The sequence below is a fragment of the Mesorhizobium prunaredense genome (assembly GCF_900156895.1).
Lineage (GTDB): Bacteria > Pseudomonadota > Alphaproteobacteria > Rhizobiales > Rhizobiaceae > Mesorhizobium > Mesorhizobium prunaredense.
The window spans coordinates 31,665-48,189 of the sequence record NZ_FTPD01000026.1 but is presented as its reverse complement, the minus strand read 5'-3'; the positions used below and the strand labels follow the sequence as shown (position 1 = coordinate 48,189).

Genomic DNA, 16,525 nt, shown 5'->3' with positions numbered 1-16,525 from the left:
GAGCACTATCGAAAGTCCCTTGTTTTCACCTTGATCGGCTCAACCTGCAGCGTGGGATCGACGAGGTCCCGTGGCCGCAGACCCTTCGGCATGCTTCGCGGATCGAGTCCGGGCCCACCATGATGGGCTTCGTCGCCCCGCCCATGGGGAAGCGGAAACGGCGTCTCGCGATTGCCCACACTGGCGAGTTCCCCCGAAAGGTCGGTGAGGGAATGGGCGACGAGGTGGATCACTTCGCCCTCACGTTGAATCTTGCCCCGGACGCTGAGCATCGAGGAAGAGAGCAGCACGCGGCGAAACTTCTCGAAGACCTTGACCCAGACCACGACATTGGCGGCGCCTGTCTCGTCTTCCATGGTCAGGAACATCACGCCCTTGGCCGAGCCCGGCCGCTGGCGGACGAGGACAAGGCCCGCCGCCTCCAGCCAGCGGCCATCACGCGCCTGCATTGCGTCGCGGCAGGTGACGATGCGACGGCGGGCAAGTTCCGCGCGCAAGAAGGACAGCGGGTGGCTGCGCAGGGTCAGGCCGACATGGCCATAGTCCTCGACGACTTCTCGGCCGGCCGTCATCGGCCGCAACACCACGGCCGGTTCATGGATTTCCGACACGGTCTGCTGTTCGCGAGCCGAGGCCGCGGCAAAGAGGGGGAGGGGTTCGTCGCGCAGCCCCTTGAGCGCCCATAGCGCCTCGCGGCGCGCCAGGCCCAGATCGGGACGGAAGGCGTCTGCCTCGGCGAGTTGGACCAGAGATGCCGCCGGCACGCCGGCGCGTAGCCAGAGATCGTCGATGGAAGCGAAGGTCTCTTCGGCCCGGGCCGCGACAATCGCCGCAGCATCGGCATTGGCCAATCCCTTGACCAGGCGCAGGCCGAGGCGGACCGCGAAGCGACCGTCCTCGCCAATCGGCTCCAGCGTGCAGTCCCACCGGCTCGCATTGACACAGACGGGCCGGATCTCGACGCCGTGAGCCTGGGCGTCGCGCACGATCTGGGCCGGCAGGTAGAAGCCCATTGGCTGCGAATTGAGCAGTGCGCAGCAGAAGACATCGGGATGGTGGCATTTCATCCAGCTCGAGGCGTAGGCGATCAGCGCAAAGCTGGCGGCATGGCTCTCCGGAAAGCCGTAGCTGCCGAAGCCTTCGAGCTGCTTGAAGGTGGTCGCCGCGAATTCGGGCGTGTAGCCGTTGGCGATCATGCCGCCGATCAGCTTGTCGCGGAACTTGCTGACGCCGCCCGTGTGCTTGAACGTCGCCATGGCCCGGCGCAACTGGTCGGCTTCGCCCGCACTGAAGCCGGCGCAGACCATGGCGACCTGCATGGCCTGCTCCTGGAACAGAGGGACGCCCAGGGTTTTGCCGAGCACGCGCTCGAGCTCGGGGGTAGGGAACTCGACCGGCTCCTTCCCCTCCCGGCGACGCAGATAGGGGTGGACCATGTCGCCTTGGATTGGACCAGGGCGCACGATGGCGACCTCGACCACGAGGTCATAGAAGGTGCGCGGCTTGATGCGGGGCAGCATCGACATCTGCGCGCGGCTCTCGATCTGAAAGACGCCGATCGTGTCCGCCTTGCGGATCATGGCGTAGGTCGCCGGGTCTTCGGCAGGGATGGTGGCCAGGTCGAGGGTCGTGCCCTTGTGCTCGGCCAGGAGATCGAAGCTGCGCTTCATGCAGGTGAGCATCCCGAGCGCGAGAACGTCGACCTTCATGAATTTGAGGATGTCGATATCGTCCTTGTCCCACTCGATGACCTGGCGGTCGACCATGCGCGCCGGCTCAATCGGCACCAGGTCGTCGAGCCGGTCATTGGTCAGAACGAAGCCGCCCGGATGCTGGGACAAGTGGCGGGGCGTGCCCTCGAGCTGCTGCGCGAGTTCGAGCGTCAACCGCAGCCGGCGATCAGCGAGGTTGAGATTGAGCTCTCGGGCGCGGGTCTCGTCGATGCCTTCGCCGTGTCCCCAGACCTGCGAGGACAGCAGCTTGGTGAGGTCCTCGGGCAGGCCGAGAGCCTTGCCGATATCGCGGACGGCGCCCTTGGTGTGATAGCGCACCACGGTCGAGCAGAGCGCGCTGTGATCGCGGCCATAGGTCTCGTAAACCCACTGCATGACGATCTCCCGCCGCTCGTGCTCGAAGTCGACATCGATATCCGGGGGCTCGTTGCGCTCCTGCGAGACAAAACGCTCGAAGAGGAGATTGTTGCGTTCGGGATCGATGCTGGTGATGCCCAGCACGTAGCAGACCGCCGAATTGGCGGCCGAGCCTCTTCCCTGGCACAGGATGTCCCTGCTGCGTGCGAACTGCACGATGGCGTTCACGGTGAGGAAGTAGGGGGCGTATTGCAGGATCTCGATCAGGCGCAGTTCGTGCTTGATGAGCGCCACGACCTTGTTCGGCACGCCTTCGGGATAGCGCCGTTCCGCGCCTTCCCAGGTGAGTTGTTCGAGCGCCTGCTGCGCCGTCAGGCCGGGCAGCATCTTCTCTTCGGGGTACTGGTAGGCGAGTTCGTCCAGGGAGAAGCGGCATTGCCGGGCTATCTCAAGCGTTCGCGCGAGGGCTTCCGGATAGCGCGAAAACAGTCGCGCCATCTCCTCGGGCGGCTTGAGATAGCGGTCGGCATGGCGCTCGCGCCGGAATCCCAGCTCGTCGATGGTGATGTTGTGGCGAATGGCGGTCACCACGTCCTGCAGGATGCGCCGGCCAGGCTCGTGGAACAGGACATCGTTCGTCACTACGGTCGGCACCCGCATTTGGGTAGCAAGATTGGAAAGCTGATGGAGCCGGACCTGGTCATTGGGCCGGCGGCGCAAGGTCAGCGCCAGATAGGCGCGATTGCTGAAGGTTTCCCGCAGGCGACGCAGTTGCAGGGCGCAGGTGTCGTCGGCCCGATCCGGAACAAGAACGGCGATCAAGCCCTCGGCATAGTCGGCCAGGTCGCTCCACTTGAGATGGCATTGCGCCTTGCCGCCGCGTTTCTTGCCCAGGGTCAGCAGCCGGCACAGCCGGGAATAGGCGGCCCGATCGGTGGGATAGACGAGCAGGGACATGCCGTCGACCAGATCGAGGCGACAGCCGACGATGAGCCTGACGCCGGTGTCCTTGGCGGCCTGATGGGCTCGGACAATGCCGGCTAGCGAATTGCGGTCGACGACAGCCAGAGCCTCGATACCCAGCGCGGCCGCCTGCGCGAAGAGGTCGTCGCAAGAGCTGGCGCCGCGGAGGAACGAGAAATGGCTGGTCACCTGCAATTCGGCATAGCGCGGGGTGGTCATGCGAAGACCCCGTGCAGGAACCATTTGTAGGAACCGGTCCCGGGATCCTCGCCGTCGCCGGCCCGGTAGATCCAGAAGCGCTCGCCTGACTCGTCCTCCACCTGGAAATAGTCGCGCACTGCGATCAGTTCGGCATCGCGCTGCCACCATTCGCCGAACACGCGCTCGGGACCGTCGGCCCGCGCGACGCGATGCCGGATGCCACGCCAACTGAACCAGACCGGCGGATGGTCGGGCAGCAGGGCCATCGTCTCGATGGGTTCAGGGTGGTTCAGCAGACGCGGCGGACGAGGCCAGTCACGTGGCCAACTCGTCCCGTCGTCCGGCGCATTCGGCGCAATGCGGCGAACCGAGCGCTCGGGAACGTCGCTCTCCACCGGGGCAAAGCGGTAGAGCCGCTGCTCGCCAATTCGGTTGGCCAGCACGTCGAAGAGATCGGTGATGTCTGGCTCCGGCTCCTCGACCAGCGAGGAGATGATCTGCTTGCTGCCGAAGGGTTCGGCGAGCGTCGCGGCCAGGGTCATCACCTCGATGCCGAAACCGGGATCAACAGTTTCGATCCGGTCGGTCAGGAGACGGGTCAACCGTTTGGCATCGCGCACGGGCACCGCGGTGCCGACGCGAATGGCTTCGATGCGGTTGTCGACGCGATGAAACAGCAGGTCGAGCCGGCGAGCGCCGAGCCCCTTGGCCTCGAGCGCCTCGCAGAGCGTCGCGACGAGCTTGCCCGTATAGCGGGCTATGGTCTCGGCGGCACCGATCGGCTCGCCGAAGGCACGGCGAACCTCGATGAGTTCGGCGGAGCGGGCGGGCTCGAATGGTTCACTGCGCCGGCCAATAGCCTGGTCCAGGCGACGGCCGAGTTCGGGCCCGAAGCGCAGGGTAAGAGAGGCGCGCGGCGCCGCCTCGACTTCCCTCACGCGCTCGAAGCCGAGCGTGAGCAGGCCTTCCACGATATCGTGGGGAAGCCGCAGCGCGCCGATCGGAAGATCGCGAACAATCGCCGTGGCTTGCCCCACTGGCGCGACGAAGGTCGGCCGGGCGAGGAACCGCGCGCAGGCATGAGCGGCCCCCCACGTGTCCGCGACCGCGGCACGTGACTCGATGCCGGAGGACGCCATGCGCGAGACCAGTCCCTCGAGCATGGCATCCTCACCGCCATGCAGATGGTCGGCGCCGGTGGTGTCGATGATGAGGCCATCTGGCGGATCGGCGGCGACGATTGGCGCATAGCGCAGCGACCAAAGTGCCATTCTATCGAGTGCCTCGGCATCGCCGGCAGCGTCCAGGTCGAAGCTCTGCAGATTGGGCACCAGCACCTGGGCCTTGCTCGCCGGTATGCCCACGCGCAGGCCGGCCGCGCGTGCCGCCGCATCGGCGGCCAGCACGAGTCGCCGGTTTCCCTGCCGGCCGAGCATGATGACCGGGGTTTCAGCCGATGGCGCGGACTGGCCCATTGCGCGCCTTAAGCGATCGGTCGGCCAGGTCGGAAAATAGAGCGAGACGACCCTTGTCATCGCAGGCTTCCACTTCAAAATCGGCGCTTTCTCCCGCCCGTACCCGGATCAGCTCGAGCCGCCAGCGAGCGCGGCCGATACCGGGGACCGGCAAGGGACGGGAGGGGAGCGCGGAGACGCGCCAGCGGGTGACCGCGGCGGTCGGTTGTCCAAAGTCGGTTGCTTCGGTCTGCCGGCGCCAGCGGCGAATGGCGATGCCGATGGCGCCGGAAGCTTCGGCGGCCAGTTGCAGTCGGCGGGAGGCGGTCATGGAGAGACGGGCAAGTTCAGCAAGGACGGCACCTAGACCACCATGGCGGAGCCCTTCCTCGAAACAGGCGAGCACGGACGCCTCGTCGCCGGCCTCGACATAGACGACGCGGCCGGGCAGCAGCCCAGCCTGGGCGAGGGCGGGGGCGAAGAGGTCCGGCCGGGTGACGCACCAGAGCACCTTGCCCTTGGTGCGCGCGGCGATCCCGGCGGCAAAGAGCGCCGCCGCGGCGCCATCGATCGCCCCGTTCCGGCCGCCGGCAACCTCGTGCAGCGCCCCGAGCGCCAGCCCGCCTCCCGGCAGGACCTTGTCGATCGTGGGAACGCCGAAGGGAAGTGTCGCACGGTTGCGCGCCGGCCCGCCTTCGAGGCGCGCGATTCGCTCGCGAAGCGCGGCGATGGCAGGGCTGGCGGCCGGCTGACCCATGAACGAAACACTCTCAAACTGTCTTCCCAATGGATTTCGGAGCTGATATGTTCCTTATTTGTTCTCTTTGGTGTCCGAGAGTCAATCGGACTCGTTGCGCCGCTCCGAGAGTTGATCCCAGACTGCACTCGATCGAGTTGCGGTCTATTGATGTGCCCAGGTGATGCAGGGACGGCGAAGTGGGCGAGGGAAGCGACAAAAGCCGAGAAGCTGACGGGCCGGGGGGAGGCACGGCCATCCTTCGCAAGATCATCCATGTCGACATGGATGCCTTCTTCGCCTCGGTCGAACAGCGCGACAACCCGGACCTGCGCGGCAAGCCGGTGGCAGTCGGGGGCACGGCGGCGCGCGGTGTGGTGGCCGCTGCGAGCTACGAGGCCAGAAAGTTCGGGGTGCGATCGGCCATGCCCTCGATTACCGCAAAACGAAAATGTCCCGAGCTGATCTTCGTGCCGCCGCGCTTTGACGCCTACCGGGTTGTCTCCCAGCAGATCCACGCGATCTTCGCCGAGCATACGCCACTCATCGAACCGCTGTCGCTCGACGAGGCCTATCTCGACGTCACCGACAATTTGCAGGGCATCCCCGTCGCCACGACGATCGCGGAAATGATCCGCGCGAAGATCAAGTCCGAGACCGGCCTGACCGCTTCGGCCGGCGTCAGCTACAACAAGTTCCTGGCCAAGCTCGCCTCAGGCCAGAACAAGCCCGATGGGCTGTTCGTGATCACTCCGAAGCAGGGTCCCGCCTTTGTCGAGGCCTTGCCCGTGCGGAAATTTCATGGTGTCGGCCCGGCAACCGCCGACAGGATGGCGCGGCTCGGCATCGAGACCGGCGCCGACCTGCGGGCACAGAGCCTGGCCTTTCTCGAGGAGAAATTCGGGAAGGCGGGTTCGTACTATTACTGGATCGCCCGGGGCATCGACGAACGCCCGGTGCGGGCCGACCGCGAGCGCAAGTCGGTGGGAGCTGAGGATACTTTCGCGAGCGATTTGTTTGACCTCGAAAGTGCTCGCAGGGAACTCGCGCCCTTGGTCGGCAAGGTCTGGCGCTATTGTGAGGAAAGATCGATCCAGGGCCGTACCGTGACGTTGAAGGTCAAGTTCGCCGACTTTCAGCAGATCACGCGCAGCCGTACGATCGGTGGGGTCGTCGAGGCGGAGACCGACCTCGCGACCGTAGCGGGCACCCTCCTCGAACAGGTGTTCCCCGTCACTAAGGGAATACGCCTCCTCGGGGTGACGCTTTCGAATTTGAGCGGAACGCGAACCGAGGCAGATCGGCAGATGTCGCTCACGATCTAGGACTCGCAGCTGCTATCGGACCGCTTTTCGGATGCGAGCGGTCAGCGTTTGTTCGACGCCGAAATAGCCTTCCCACGCGTCGGATTCCTGGGCCCGAGCGGCGGCGGCGAAAACGTCGAATGCGCTGGCACTCTTGAATGTCGGCAGCTCATCCCACGTGACGGGTACGGCGCAGGACGCACCAGACCGCGCGCGGGTCGACCACGGGCAAATCGCCGTGGCGCCCTGACCGTTGCGCAGATAGTCGAGGAACATCCGACCCTTGCGCCGCGCCTTGCTCATGCTTGCTACGAAGCGGGACGGATCGGTGCGGGCCAGCAGTTCGGCGAAGTCCTGGCAGAAGCTCTTGACCGCGTGCCAGTCGGCCTCGGGAACGAGTGGCACGACCACATGCACGCCCTTGCCACCGGACAGCAGCGGCCAGGATTGAAGGCCGAGTGCCTCGAGAACGCCGCGGATGTCGAACGCGGCCTGCTTGACGTCATCAAAGCCCAGGCCCTCGTCCGGATCGATGTCGAAGATTATCCGGTGCGGAAGGTTTGGCTGCTGGCGCAGGCTTCCCCAGACATGGAATTCGAGCACATTCATTTGGACGCCGGCGATCAGCCCAGCCAGGTCGTCGACCCAAAGAATGCGGCTCTCCTTGCCGGACATCTTCTCAAACTGGCCGTCATGGATGGCCTTGGGCATCCCTGGCAGCTTGTGCTTCTGAAAGAAGGTCTGCCGCAGGTCGCCATCGGTGTCGCGCACCAGCGAAAGGGGCCGATCCTGGATATGCGGCAGCATCCTCTCGGCAACCGCGGCGTAGTAGGCGGCGAGCGTCGCCTTTGTCACCGCAGTGCCGGGATACATCAGCTTGTCGGGATGGGTCAGGTTAACGCCAACCGCGCGGGCGATCTCCTTGCCCATAGCGGGATCGAGATTGGCGGTGGCGGCGGACGCGACGGTCTTGGGCGTTTCCATCACCACCTGGTCAGCGCGCTTGTCTTCGCGCATGCCTTGGAAGCTCGGGTGGCGCAGGCTGCCGTCTGGTGTCACCTCGGAATAGGTGACCTCGGCAACGAGCTCGGGCCTTACCCAGCGGGCGCGTCGCGCGATGTCGCGCGGCACGGATACGAAGGCGGGCTTCTCTAAAGGCCGCTTCTCCAACTGCGCGAGGATGGATCTGCGCATCGCCTCGGTAAACCCGGTGCCGACACGGCCGCGGTAGATCAGCTTGCCCCTCTCGTAGGTGCCCAGGATCAGCGAGGCCATACCGCGGCCGGTGTCGCTTGGACGGTAGCCACCGACGACAAATTCCTGACGTTTCGTGCACTTGATCTTGAGCCAGTTGGCGGTGCGGTCGCCGACATAGCGACTATCGGCGCGCTTGGCGATGATGCCCTCGTGGCCGCCGGCGCACATCGTATCGAAAACCTTCTTGCCATTGTCGGCAATATGGCTGGAGAACTGCAGGCTGTCGCCCGGGTCCCTCTCGCCTAGAAGCTCGGCAAGCCGTTCCTTCCGCTCGACCAAGGGCAGGCTGGACAGATCCTCGCCGTTCAATTCTAGCAGGTCGAAGGCGTAGAACTTGAGCGGCATGCCGGCGGCAATGCCGGTTTTCAGCATGGAAAAGTTGGTGCGGCCCTGGCTGTCGATGGCCACGATCTCGCCGTCTATCAGCGCCGAACCGCTGGTGAGTGCCTGAAGCGGCGGCAGGATCACCTTGAACTGGCGGGTCCAGTCGTGGCCGTTTCGAGTGTAGACGACGAGTTCCGATCCCGAGATGGCGACCTGGGCGCGGTAGCCGTCGAACTTCATTTCGAAGAGCCAATCGGCGCCAACCGGTATGTCGTCGGTGAGCGTGCAGAGTTGGAAAGGACGAAACTGGGGTAGGGGGTATCTCGGGGTAGATTCTGAGTCCCTGCGCCGTGCGCGCTTTTTAGGGAGGGCGGCCTCTACGGCCGACATGGGGAACCCGAATACATAGTCCGATTCAATACTCTGCCCCGGGTTTCAGTTCCACACGGCGCCCCGATGAATTGAACCGGATGAGTCCGGCCGCGTTGTTGGGAAACTGGAACGCAATCCTTGGAGGAAAGAAATGGCTACTCAAACAACTCGCGGGCGCAGCCAGGATCGCGCAAAGGTCGCTGGCGGGCAGGACCATGAGGTGAAGTACGAGGCGGGCAAGACTGGATCGAGCAAGGCTGACGTCAAGTCTGCGGTGAAATCGGTCGGCAACAGTCGCAAGAAGGTCGAGGACGAGCTCGGAAAGAAGTGAGCCGCGGCAGCGGGGGCGGATGGTTCGCATCGCCACCTTCAATGTGAACGGCGTCAATGGTCGGCTGCCGGTGCTCCTCAAGTGGCTCACGGCTACCAACTACGACATCGTCTGCCTCCAGGAACTGAAAACGTCCGATGAGAAGTTTCCGGCCGAAGCCATCCGCGAAGCCGGGTACGGCGCCATCTGGCATGGCCAGAAATCCTACAACGGAGTGGCCATTCTAATTCGAGGGACGGACCCTGTTGAACGCCGGCGTGGCCTGCCGGGCGATCCCGACGATACCCATAGCCGCTACATCGAGGCCGAGGTGGACGGGCTCATTGTCGGCTGTCTCTACCTGCCCAATGGGAATCCGGCGCCTGGTCCCAAATTCGATTACAAGCTGCGCTGGTTCGACCGCCTGATCAGTTACGGACGGGACCTGCTCAAAGCGGGCGGGCCGACTGTGCTGTGTGGAGACTACAACGTCGTTCCAACCCCGATCGATGCGGTCGCGCCGCGACGATGGCTGGGCGATGCGGTCTACTTCCCCGAGAGCCGTCAAGCCTTTGCCGAGATGCTGGACGATGGTTGGATCGATGCGGTCCGGCGCATCCATCCAGAAAAGGGCGTCTACACGTATTGGAATTTCTCCTTCGGCGGGGGCTACGACAGGAGCTCTGGCCTGCGAATGGACCACCTGCTGGTGAGCCCGTCGTCGGCACCGCGGCTCTGCGGTGCCGGCGTGGATGTGGAGCTTCGTAGCTGGGAGAAGCCCAGCGACCATGCGCCCGCCTGGATCGAAGTCGTACTGAAACGCAGCGCTCGACCGACCCTGGACACAGACTGAAATCAGCAGGAAGTGACTAAGGCCGCTGAAGGGTTGTAACGTGTTGTCACCAGATCGAACTGGTCGGCGGGATTCAAGTTATCGACGCGTTGGGGTGGACAGTTGTTTTTCTCCACGTCGATGCCAAGGGCGAGGCTGCGTGGCGCTTTATGAAAAGTGGTGTGTTGCCACCAAGGAAAAGAACCAGCGCAAGCAGTACTGGACTCTTGTCGAGAAAGACGGCGGCCGCGATGAAGTCCGTGATGCGCTGGTTGAGACTGTGCGATCCCACTATGAACGGCTCGAACGCATCGCAGACGACGTAGCACGGCTCGGCTTCAAGACCGCGGCGGAGATTCTACGAGCAGAACTGCCCCAAACGCCGACAGCACGATCGGGTGATCTCGGCGAAATTCTCGCAACCGAGTTGGTCGAGGAGGAGATTGGCCTCCGTGTCCCAGTGCGACGACTGAGGTACAAAGGACGGGCGCAATATGGCGCTTCGTGGTGACGACTTTATTGGAGCGGGATATGGCCCCGGCAACGACGCCGAATTGTGGCTCCTGAAGGGTGAAGCCAAGAGCAATATAGTTCTTGGGAAGACCACCGTCAGCAATGCACGGAAGGTTCTCAATCGCGACAACGGCAGATGTACACCGGACTCTTTGCTCTTCGTGGCCAATCGGCTGCTGGAAAGTCCGGACGATGAAGACGTGGAGCTAGGCCGAGCTATCCGAGATGAGGTTGGGCTCAAAGCCCTCCGCGCTGACCGCATCGATCACATGCTCTTCACCATGTCCGGAAATGCGCCCCCAGCGGCGTTGAAGGAGGACTTGAACGGAGCCGGCAACAACAGAGATCAGTTCGTAGTGAATCTCCGGATCGAGGATCACCAGGAATTCATCAAGGAGACGTTCGAAGAGGCGGAAAACCTTGGAGACGATTGACGAACTCCGAACCTTCCTGACCAGAGCGACCCAAGACGGTGTGCTGCGGCGTCTTCTATACCGAGGGACAGCGTGGTCTTTGATGCGAACCGATGGCGTTTTGCCGGCCAACGCTCCCGCCCTTGGCGCCACTATCGATACGGACCTGGCGGAACATGGATTTGCGTTGCTTCGAGCGGCGATGGCCCTTCGAGGACGCGAGGGCGCTAGTCCGCTCACCGGCAAGGCATTCGAGCGCGCAGCAAATGCGTTTGAAGCCCTTGTCCGCAACGGCGATCCGACGGCGGCGGAGCGGGGATTTCGGAGAACGATAGCCGCCGCCGCCTATCACTTGGCAGGCTTCTCTGCTGTCGCCTACTCACTCTTTAACGAAGCACCGGAGGATCTCAACTCGGCGCCTGGGGAAACGGCCGTGATGCTCTTGATCCTTCGCGATCTCGATCGTCTCCGCGCGTTCGTCCGTGATTGGCTGACGGACGAAGCCCACGACGATGTACAGGTGTCGGAGGCCTTGTCGGGTGACGACGTGGACTCGGACGAGGTGCTGGCGACGATCCTCAACACGACGATTTGCCGCGCGTTGGCGTTCTTCGAGTTTGCCTTGGAGACCGGCGAAGCCGAGCCCTTGGAAGCAGCGCGGTCCCTCCTTGCTGCAGGAGTCAGCCTGGCCGACAAGGCCGAGAACGTACCACTATGGTGGATTTCCAATCTCTGCCGCCATCTCATCGATGACCTGTGGGCACATTCGCTACATCAGAACCTTCCAGTGCAACCCCCTGAAGGCGCAGAGGAGCGCTACTCTCCGAACTTCGGCAGCTATTCGTTGGCTCTCTGTTTGCTCGGAAGAGCTCTGAAGTCGAACTCTGGCCGTCGCAACGGGAGGCGGCGCGTCGGTCAACGGATATGACGGACGATTTGGTAGTTGCTCTACCGACGAGCGCCGGAAAAACACGCGTGGCAGAAATCGCGGCGCTGATGACGCTTTCCGCCGCTCGCCGCGTGCTCATAGTTACCCCGCTCCGGGCACTCTCGGCGCAGACCGAGCGCTCATTTAGGAAGACCTTCGCTCCGTTGGGCTTCAGCGTCTCGTCGCTGTATGGCGCGAGCGGGTTGTCGTCCGGCGATGAGGATGCGCTCCGCTCTCGCGAGATCATAATCTCCACGCCTGAGAAGCTGGATTTCGCGCTCAGGAGCGATTCCACGCTGATTGATGACGTGGGACTGATCGTTCTCGATGAAGGGCACATGATTGGCCCAAGTGAGCGCGAGATCCGATATGAAACCCTAGTCCAGCGATTGCTGCGCCGAACTGACGCTGCCGATCGTCGGATCATCTGTCTTTCGGCGATTCTTCCCAGTGGGGACGAATTGAGCGACCTGACCGCATGGATACGCAGTGACCAGCCCGGCGAGCCCGTTCGGTCGGATTGGCGCCCGACCCGCCAGCGTTTTGGTATGCTAACCTGGCGAGGTCGAGAGGCGCGGCTCACGCTCGATTTGACTGTGAACGGTCCCTTCATTGACAAGTTTGTCCTGCAGAAGGCCGCGTTGGGGCGCGAGAAGAAGCCATACCCACGAGAAGCCGGCCACCTCGCCTTGTTTGCCGCATGGGAGTTCGCCGGACAGGGAAAGCGGACCCTGATCTTCTCCACTCAGGCAAACTGGGTCGAGGGCTATGGCAAGCGCGTCATCGACCTTTGCAAGCGTGGCTATTTGAATTCGCTCCTCGACGAAGAGCTGGCCATCGCCCGGGCCCTGGAGGTCGGAAGGGAATGGCTCGGTGAGGAGCATCCCGCGGTTGGCTGTCTGAAAGCCGGCGTAGCCATCCATCATGGCCGTCTTCCAAGCCCGTTTCTGCGGGAGCTCGAAATCCTGATTTCGGACGGAGTCCTGAAGGTCATCGTCGCGTCGCCGACGCTATCTCAGGGCCTCAACCTCAACGCAGCCGTGTTGCTTGTTCCGGCGCTCTATCGATCGGGGACGCTTATCACGGGGGAGGAGTTCGCCAATGTCGCGGGCCGTGCCGGTCGCGCGTTCGTCGACGTTGAGGGGCTGATCGTCCATGTCATGTTTGACCGAGTTGACTGGCGCAGCACCGAGTGGCGCGCTCTCGTTGCATCGTCGAAGGCACGGACCTTGAAGAGTGGCCTGATCCAGATCGTCGCCGAGATTCTTGAGCGATTAAGCCGCGAAGGCGTTCTGGATCGTGCTGACGCTTGGGAGTATCTCGCCAATGCGCGGGCCGCCTGGAAGTCGGACGCCGAAGAGGCAGCATTGACCGCCGCGCATAGCGGGGGTGGGGATGATGCCCTCGCTGACGATACGGTCGAAGACGATGAAGTCGGCGATGGCGGCGGTGATGGCGAGGAGCCTATCGACGAAGAGCCGCTGTCGCAGCTTGTCGAGCGTCTAGATGCCACCGTTTTCGGTTTGATCGAGGCTCTCGACGCTGATCGCGCTGACTTACCCACGCTGCTCGACGAGGCGTTGCGAGGGTCGTTGTGGGCACGACAGATTTTGCGCGAGGGCGAGGCCACCATGGTGTTGCATCAGAAAATATTCGAGGCACGCGCGAACCTCATCTGGACGTCGACCACACCCCAGGCGCGAATAGGCCACTTCGCAATGGGCGTCGGGCTGGAAGCTGGTCTGATCATCGATGCGATGGCAGTGGAACTCGGAGAACTGGTAGATCGAGCCGACATGGCGTCGCTTCCTGGCGACGTAGAGGAACTCTCGGAGGCGCTGGCGGGCCTAGGCGAGCGTCTCCTTGTCATGCGTCCATTCATCCCTGACAAGAAGAATGCGCTGCCCGGCAATTGGAAAACCATTCTCCGGCAGTGGGTTTCGGGAACTGATGTCTCCGAGATTGGCCCTCAAAATATGCGTGTCGTCGAAGAGGCTTTCACGTATCGGCTCGTTTGGGCTCTCGAGGCGATTAGGACGCGGCGTGTGACGCTCGGTTGGTCGCCTGACATCATTCCTGGTGGCGGCGCGGCCTCGTTGGAGACAGGCGTGCCGCGCTTCATGATGTCGATGCTGGTTCGCGCGGGGCTGCCGTCGCGACGAGCGGCCATGACGGCAGTCGACAGTATAAACCCTGTTTTTGTCACCCCGGCCGAAATGCGGGTTTGGCTTGAATCCGACGAGATTGCGTCCTTCACGGACGATGGCGACTGGCCGACACCTGAGACCGCTGCTCTCTGGGCGAGGTTCCGGACGGAGGCGCTCAGCGGCGGGATTCAGAAGTGGAATATAGAGCGCAACAAACGGCTGCTCGATGTGCCCTCCGGCCAGGAGGGACCGCCGCCGGGACTCTATCGAGTCGTCACCGACGCGGGCGATGGGCGGACTTGGCTTGCAACGCCAGACTATCGGCTTCTTGCGTCGTTCAGGAAGGCCGCCGTTGACCCGAAGCCGAGCTTGTTTTCAGGAAGGATACCGGACAATACGACCCTCGTGGACGTCCTGCGTGTTGGCCGGGGCAAAATGAGGTGGCCACCCGCGAACCCATCGAAGTAGGCTTTCTGTGTGTTCTTGCCCACCTGACAGCCAGCAGCAGTTCCGTTCGGTATGTGTTCGGGTAGCGTTCGGGGACATTCGGACGGTTGATAGCCATAGTCGTTGCATCCTCAACGCGGAGAGCGACAATGGAAACAATGGAACGAGATCCCGCCTTCATCGCCGAGCAGGTTAAGTTCATCCGCAAGCTGCATAGGCTCACGCAGCAGAACTTAGCCGATGCCGCCGGCCTCACGACTCGCACTATCGAAAAGATTGAAAGCGGTCGGCACCGGCCAGACGAGCAGACGCTCCGCAGCATCGCTCGCGCCATGCAGATCGATGCGAAGTATTTTGAGAAACCCACTCCCGAACAAGAAGCCCGGCAGAAGGCCGAGATGGAGCGGGCGCTCCGCAAGATGGTGTTGGTGCCTACACATCCAATTCATACGACCAGTGATTTCCTTGGCGCATTTGAACAGAGACACGCGTTCCGAATCGACACTTCAGCTGTAACTGCAGATGAGGCGCTGGACGCGGCTGCAGCGATGACTGACTACATCACTGATCTAAATGACATATGGGATGATGTTCCGAGGTCGCAGCAGTTGGAATATGCGCGAAGCTTCGTTGAGCTGTGTCGTCAAATCGAGGAGCACGGTTACGTCTGCTATATGGGCGATCATCGCCAGCGGCTGAGAGAGAAGGATCGGCCCACGCTCGTGTTCGGGGTCGGACTCATGACCATCCAGCCCAAGGAGGGGGTCGATGGCACCCGTTATGCATTGATCCATCTGGAGGGCCGGTGGGAAAGCCTCGATGCAGATCGCGTCCTACGCCCGTTAGATCCTGCCTAGCACGCGGACAAAAACTGCCGAGCTTGCGGCGCAACGTGCAGGGGACGACCGCTTGGAGGCGGGATGCTAGGATTCGAACATGAACAAGGTGGTCCCTACTCAGTTCGATGCGGTACGTGAGCGGGCGCGACGTGCCGTCGCTCCGCTGAAGCCGGTGGATGCAAACAGCGAGGCGAGACAGGATTTCTTGTTCTCGGCGCAGCGCGCAGTTGGGCCTGACGGGCTGCCTCCGCCGCACCTGATCTACTTCCTGCTGGTCGAGCTTCTCGGCTTCCGAGATCTCGGCCGCTTCGAGAAACTGGCCTGGTCGATTCCTGTCGATTGCGAAAGCAAGGCCTTCCTCATCGAACATCGGAAGTTCGGAGTTGGAGTGTTCACCCAAGACGCTGGCGATCTCGAAGCGGCCAAGCGCATCGCCATTCTAGTAAAAAAGGGTGTGCGGCGGGCGGAGCCGTATTTCAAATGGAAGGCGGACCAAGCGGTCGCCGCTTCGCAATTCAACGTCGTCAACAACGCGGGCGTGTTGCTGCGGCGGTATCAGTACCTCAAGGCCCAGTTCGACGCGGCGCGGGCGGAAGCAGAGCGGCGCAAAGACGAAGCTATCGAGACGAAGTTCGGCAACGCCACGAGCTACAAGCGGCCGTATCATGGCCTTGCCCAGGAGGCGCAGTGGCTCGCAATGGCAGCGATCGACGCATTCTTTAGCTGGACGGAACACATCTTTGTCCATCTCGCGATCCTGAACGGTGCGATCACGACGGGCGTGCAATTTTCTGGCGTCTCGGGTGCCGAGTGGGGCGTTAAGTTCAAGCAGGCCCTGGATCTCGGTGAGGCAACCACGAAGAATCACTTTGACGGGCTGGTCGACATCCGTCGGCAGCTGCGGAATTTCGTTGCGCACGGGGCCTTCGGGAAGGATGGAGAAACGCTCTATTTTCATTCGAGCGCCGGAGCGGTGCCGGTGTTGCTTGACGTCACAGCCAAGGCGTCGAAATTCTCGCTCAACGAAGAGCTCGAATTCGACGCGGCGCATGCTTTCGCGGCGACGGAGGGGTTTATCGCGTATCTCTCTGCCGGACCGTGCAGGCCGGCGTGGGTGTATGTGCAAGAGTTTGGCTTGCCGCTGATTCTGACTATGGCGCAGGACGGCACATATCGTGACGCAATGGCATCGCCCGAAGAGATGGAGCGCTTCGCCTACCAGCTGGCGAGCCGCATGGACGACGCAGCAAATATGGATTGGTGAGCGCCGCTTTTTGGTCTCGACGTCGGTCTGACTCGAAGTGGGCGACCACGATGTATGGCTAGGGTTGGGATTGGCCTCAGCAGAGTTCGTTTCGAGGTGTTCGAGGTACTTGTTGATGGCGAGCGTCCTGC

13 protein-coding genes are annotated in these 16,525 nt (G+C 62.7%); 9 read left to right on the top strand and 4 right to left on the bottom strand.

What is annotated here, in order from left to right:
• Nucleotides 1–5 precede the first annotated feature (5 nt).
• Genes BQ8794_RS20645 through BQ8794_RS20635 form a run of 3 tightly spaced genes read right to left on the bottom strand, consistent with a single transcriptional unit; the run spans nucleotide 6 to nucleotide 5,465 of the window.
• Nucleotides 6–3,272 (bottom strand): error-prone DNA polymerase, encoded by a 3,267-nt coding sequence (locus BQ8794_RS20645; RefSeq protein ID WP_077380536.1) that lies wholly within the window; start codon nucleotides 3,270–3,272, stop codon nucleotides 6–8.
• Nucleotides 3,269–4,789 (bottom strand): Y-family DNA polymerase, encoded by a 1,521-nt coding sequence (locus BQ8794_RS20640; protein ID WP_077380535.1) that lies wholly within the window; start codon nucleotides 4,787–4,789, stop codon nucleotides 3,269–3,271. Before BQ8794_RS20640 ends, BQ8794_RS20645 begins: the two co-directional genes overlap by 4 nt.
• Nucleotides 4,704–5,465, bottom strand: coding sequence for an ImuA family protein (locus BQ8794_RS20635; protein WP_077380534.1), 762 nt, complete (start codon nucleotides 5,463–5,465; stop codon nucleotides 4,704–4,706). The genes BQ8794_RS20640 and BQ8794_RS20635 overlap by 86 nt, the downstream gene beginning before the upstream one ends.
• Nucleotides 5,466–5,728: 263 nt before the next feature.
• Between BQ8794_RS20635 and dinB the strand changes: the two genes are divergently transcribed.
• Complete coding sequence (gene dinB, locus BQ8794_RS20630; RefSeq protein ID WP_143744630.1) at nucleotides 5,729–6,769, top strand: DNA polymerase IV; 1,041 nt, start codon at nucleotides 5,729–5,731, stop codon at nucleotides 6,767–6,769.
• Between the two features lie 12 nt (nucleotides 6,770–6,781).
• On the opposite strand, the gene ligD is transcribed toward dinB, so the two are convergent.
• Complete coding sequence (gene ligD / locus BQ8794_RS20625) at nucleotides 6,782–8,719, bottom strand: DNA ligase D (protein ID WP_077380532.1); 1,938 nt, start codon at nucleotides 8,717–8,719, stop codon at nucleotides 6,782–6,784.
• Between the two features lie 133 nt (nucleotides 8,720–8,852).
• On the opposite strand from ligD, the gene BQ8794_RS20620 reads away from it, so the two are divergent.
• The 8 genes from BQ8794_RS20620 (at nucleotide 8,853) to BQ8794_RS20595 (ending at nucleotide 16,394) form a co-directional block, all read left to right on the top strand.
• Nucleotides 8,853–9,032: a DUF3606 domain-containing protein gene (locus tag BQ8794_RS20620; protein ID WP_077380531.1), complete on the top strand. Its 180-nt coding sequence runs from the start codon at nucleotides 8,853–8,855 to the stop codon at nucleotides 9,030–9,032.
• 19 nt (nucleotides 9,033–9,051) lie between these two features.
• Nucleotides 9,052–9,864: an exodeoxyribonuclease III gene (gene xth / locus BQ8794_RS20615; protein WP_077380530.1), complete on the top strand. Its 813-nt coding sequence runs from the start codon at nucleotides 9,052–9,054 to the stop codon at nucleotides 9,862–9,864.
• A 139-nt stretch (nucleotides 9,865–10,003) separates the two neighbouring features.
• The gene (locus BQ8794_RS36630; RefSeq protein ID WP_244555045.1) at nucleotides 10,004–10,354 is read left to right on the top strand and encodes a Hachiman antiphage defense system protein HamA; all 351 of its coding nucleotides are present in this window, start codon (nucleotides 10,004–10,006) and stop codon (nucleotides 10,352–10,354) included.
• A complete protein-coding gene (locus BQ8794_RS36625; protein WP_244555044.1) occupies nucleotides 10,338–10,790 on the top strand; it encodes a DUF1837 domain-containing protein in 453 nt (150 codons plus the stop codon). Before BQ8794_RS36630 ends, BQ8794_RS36625 begins: the two co-directional genes overlap by 17 nt.
• Nucleotides 10,777–11,697, top strand: coding sequence for a hypothetical protein (locus BQ8794_RS36620; RefSeq protein WP_244555043.1), 921 nt, complete (start codon nucleotides 10,777–10,779; stop codon nucleotides 11,695–11,697). Before BQ8794_RS36625 ends, BQ8794_RS36620 begins: the two co-directional genes overlap by 14 nt.
• Complete coding sequence (locus BQ8794_RS20605) at nucleotides 11,694–14,312, top strand: DEAD/DEAH box helicase (RefSeq protein WP_244555042.1); 2,619 nt, start codon at nucleotides 11,694–11,696, stop codon at nucleotides 14,310–14,312. The genes BQ8794_RS36620 and BQ8794_RS20605 overlap by 4 nt, the downstream gene beginning before the upstream one ends.
• Nucleotides 14,313–14,440: 128 nt before the next feature.
• The gene (locus tag BQ8794_RS20600; protein ID WP_077380529.1) at nucleotides 14,441–15,148 is read left to right on the top strand and encodes a helix-turn-helix domain-containing protein; all 708 of its coding nucleotides are present in this window, start codon (nucleotides 14,441–14,443) and stop codon (nucleotides 15,146–15,148) included.
• Between the two features lie 79 nt (nucleotides 15,149–15,227).
• Nucleotides 15,228–16,394: a hypothetical protein gene (locus tag BQ8794_RS20595; protein WP_077380528.1), complete on the top strand. Its 1,167-nt coding sequence runs from the start codon at nucleotides 15,228–15,230 to the stop codon at nucleotides 16,392–16,394.
• Nucleotides 16,395–16,525: the final 131 nt, after the last annotated feature.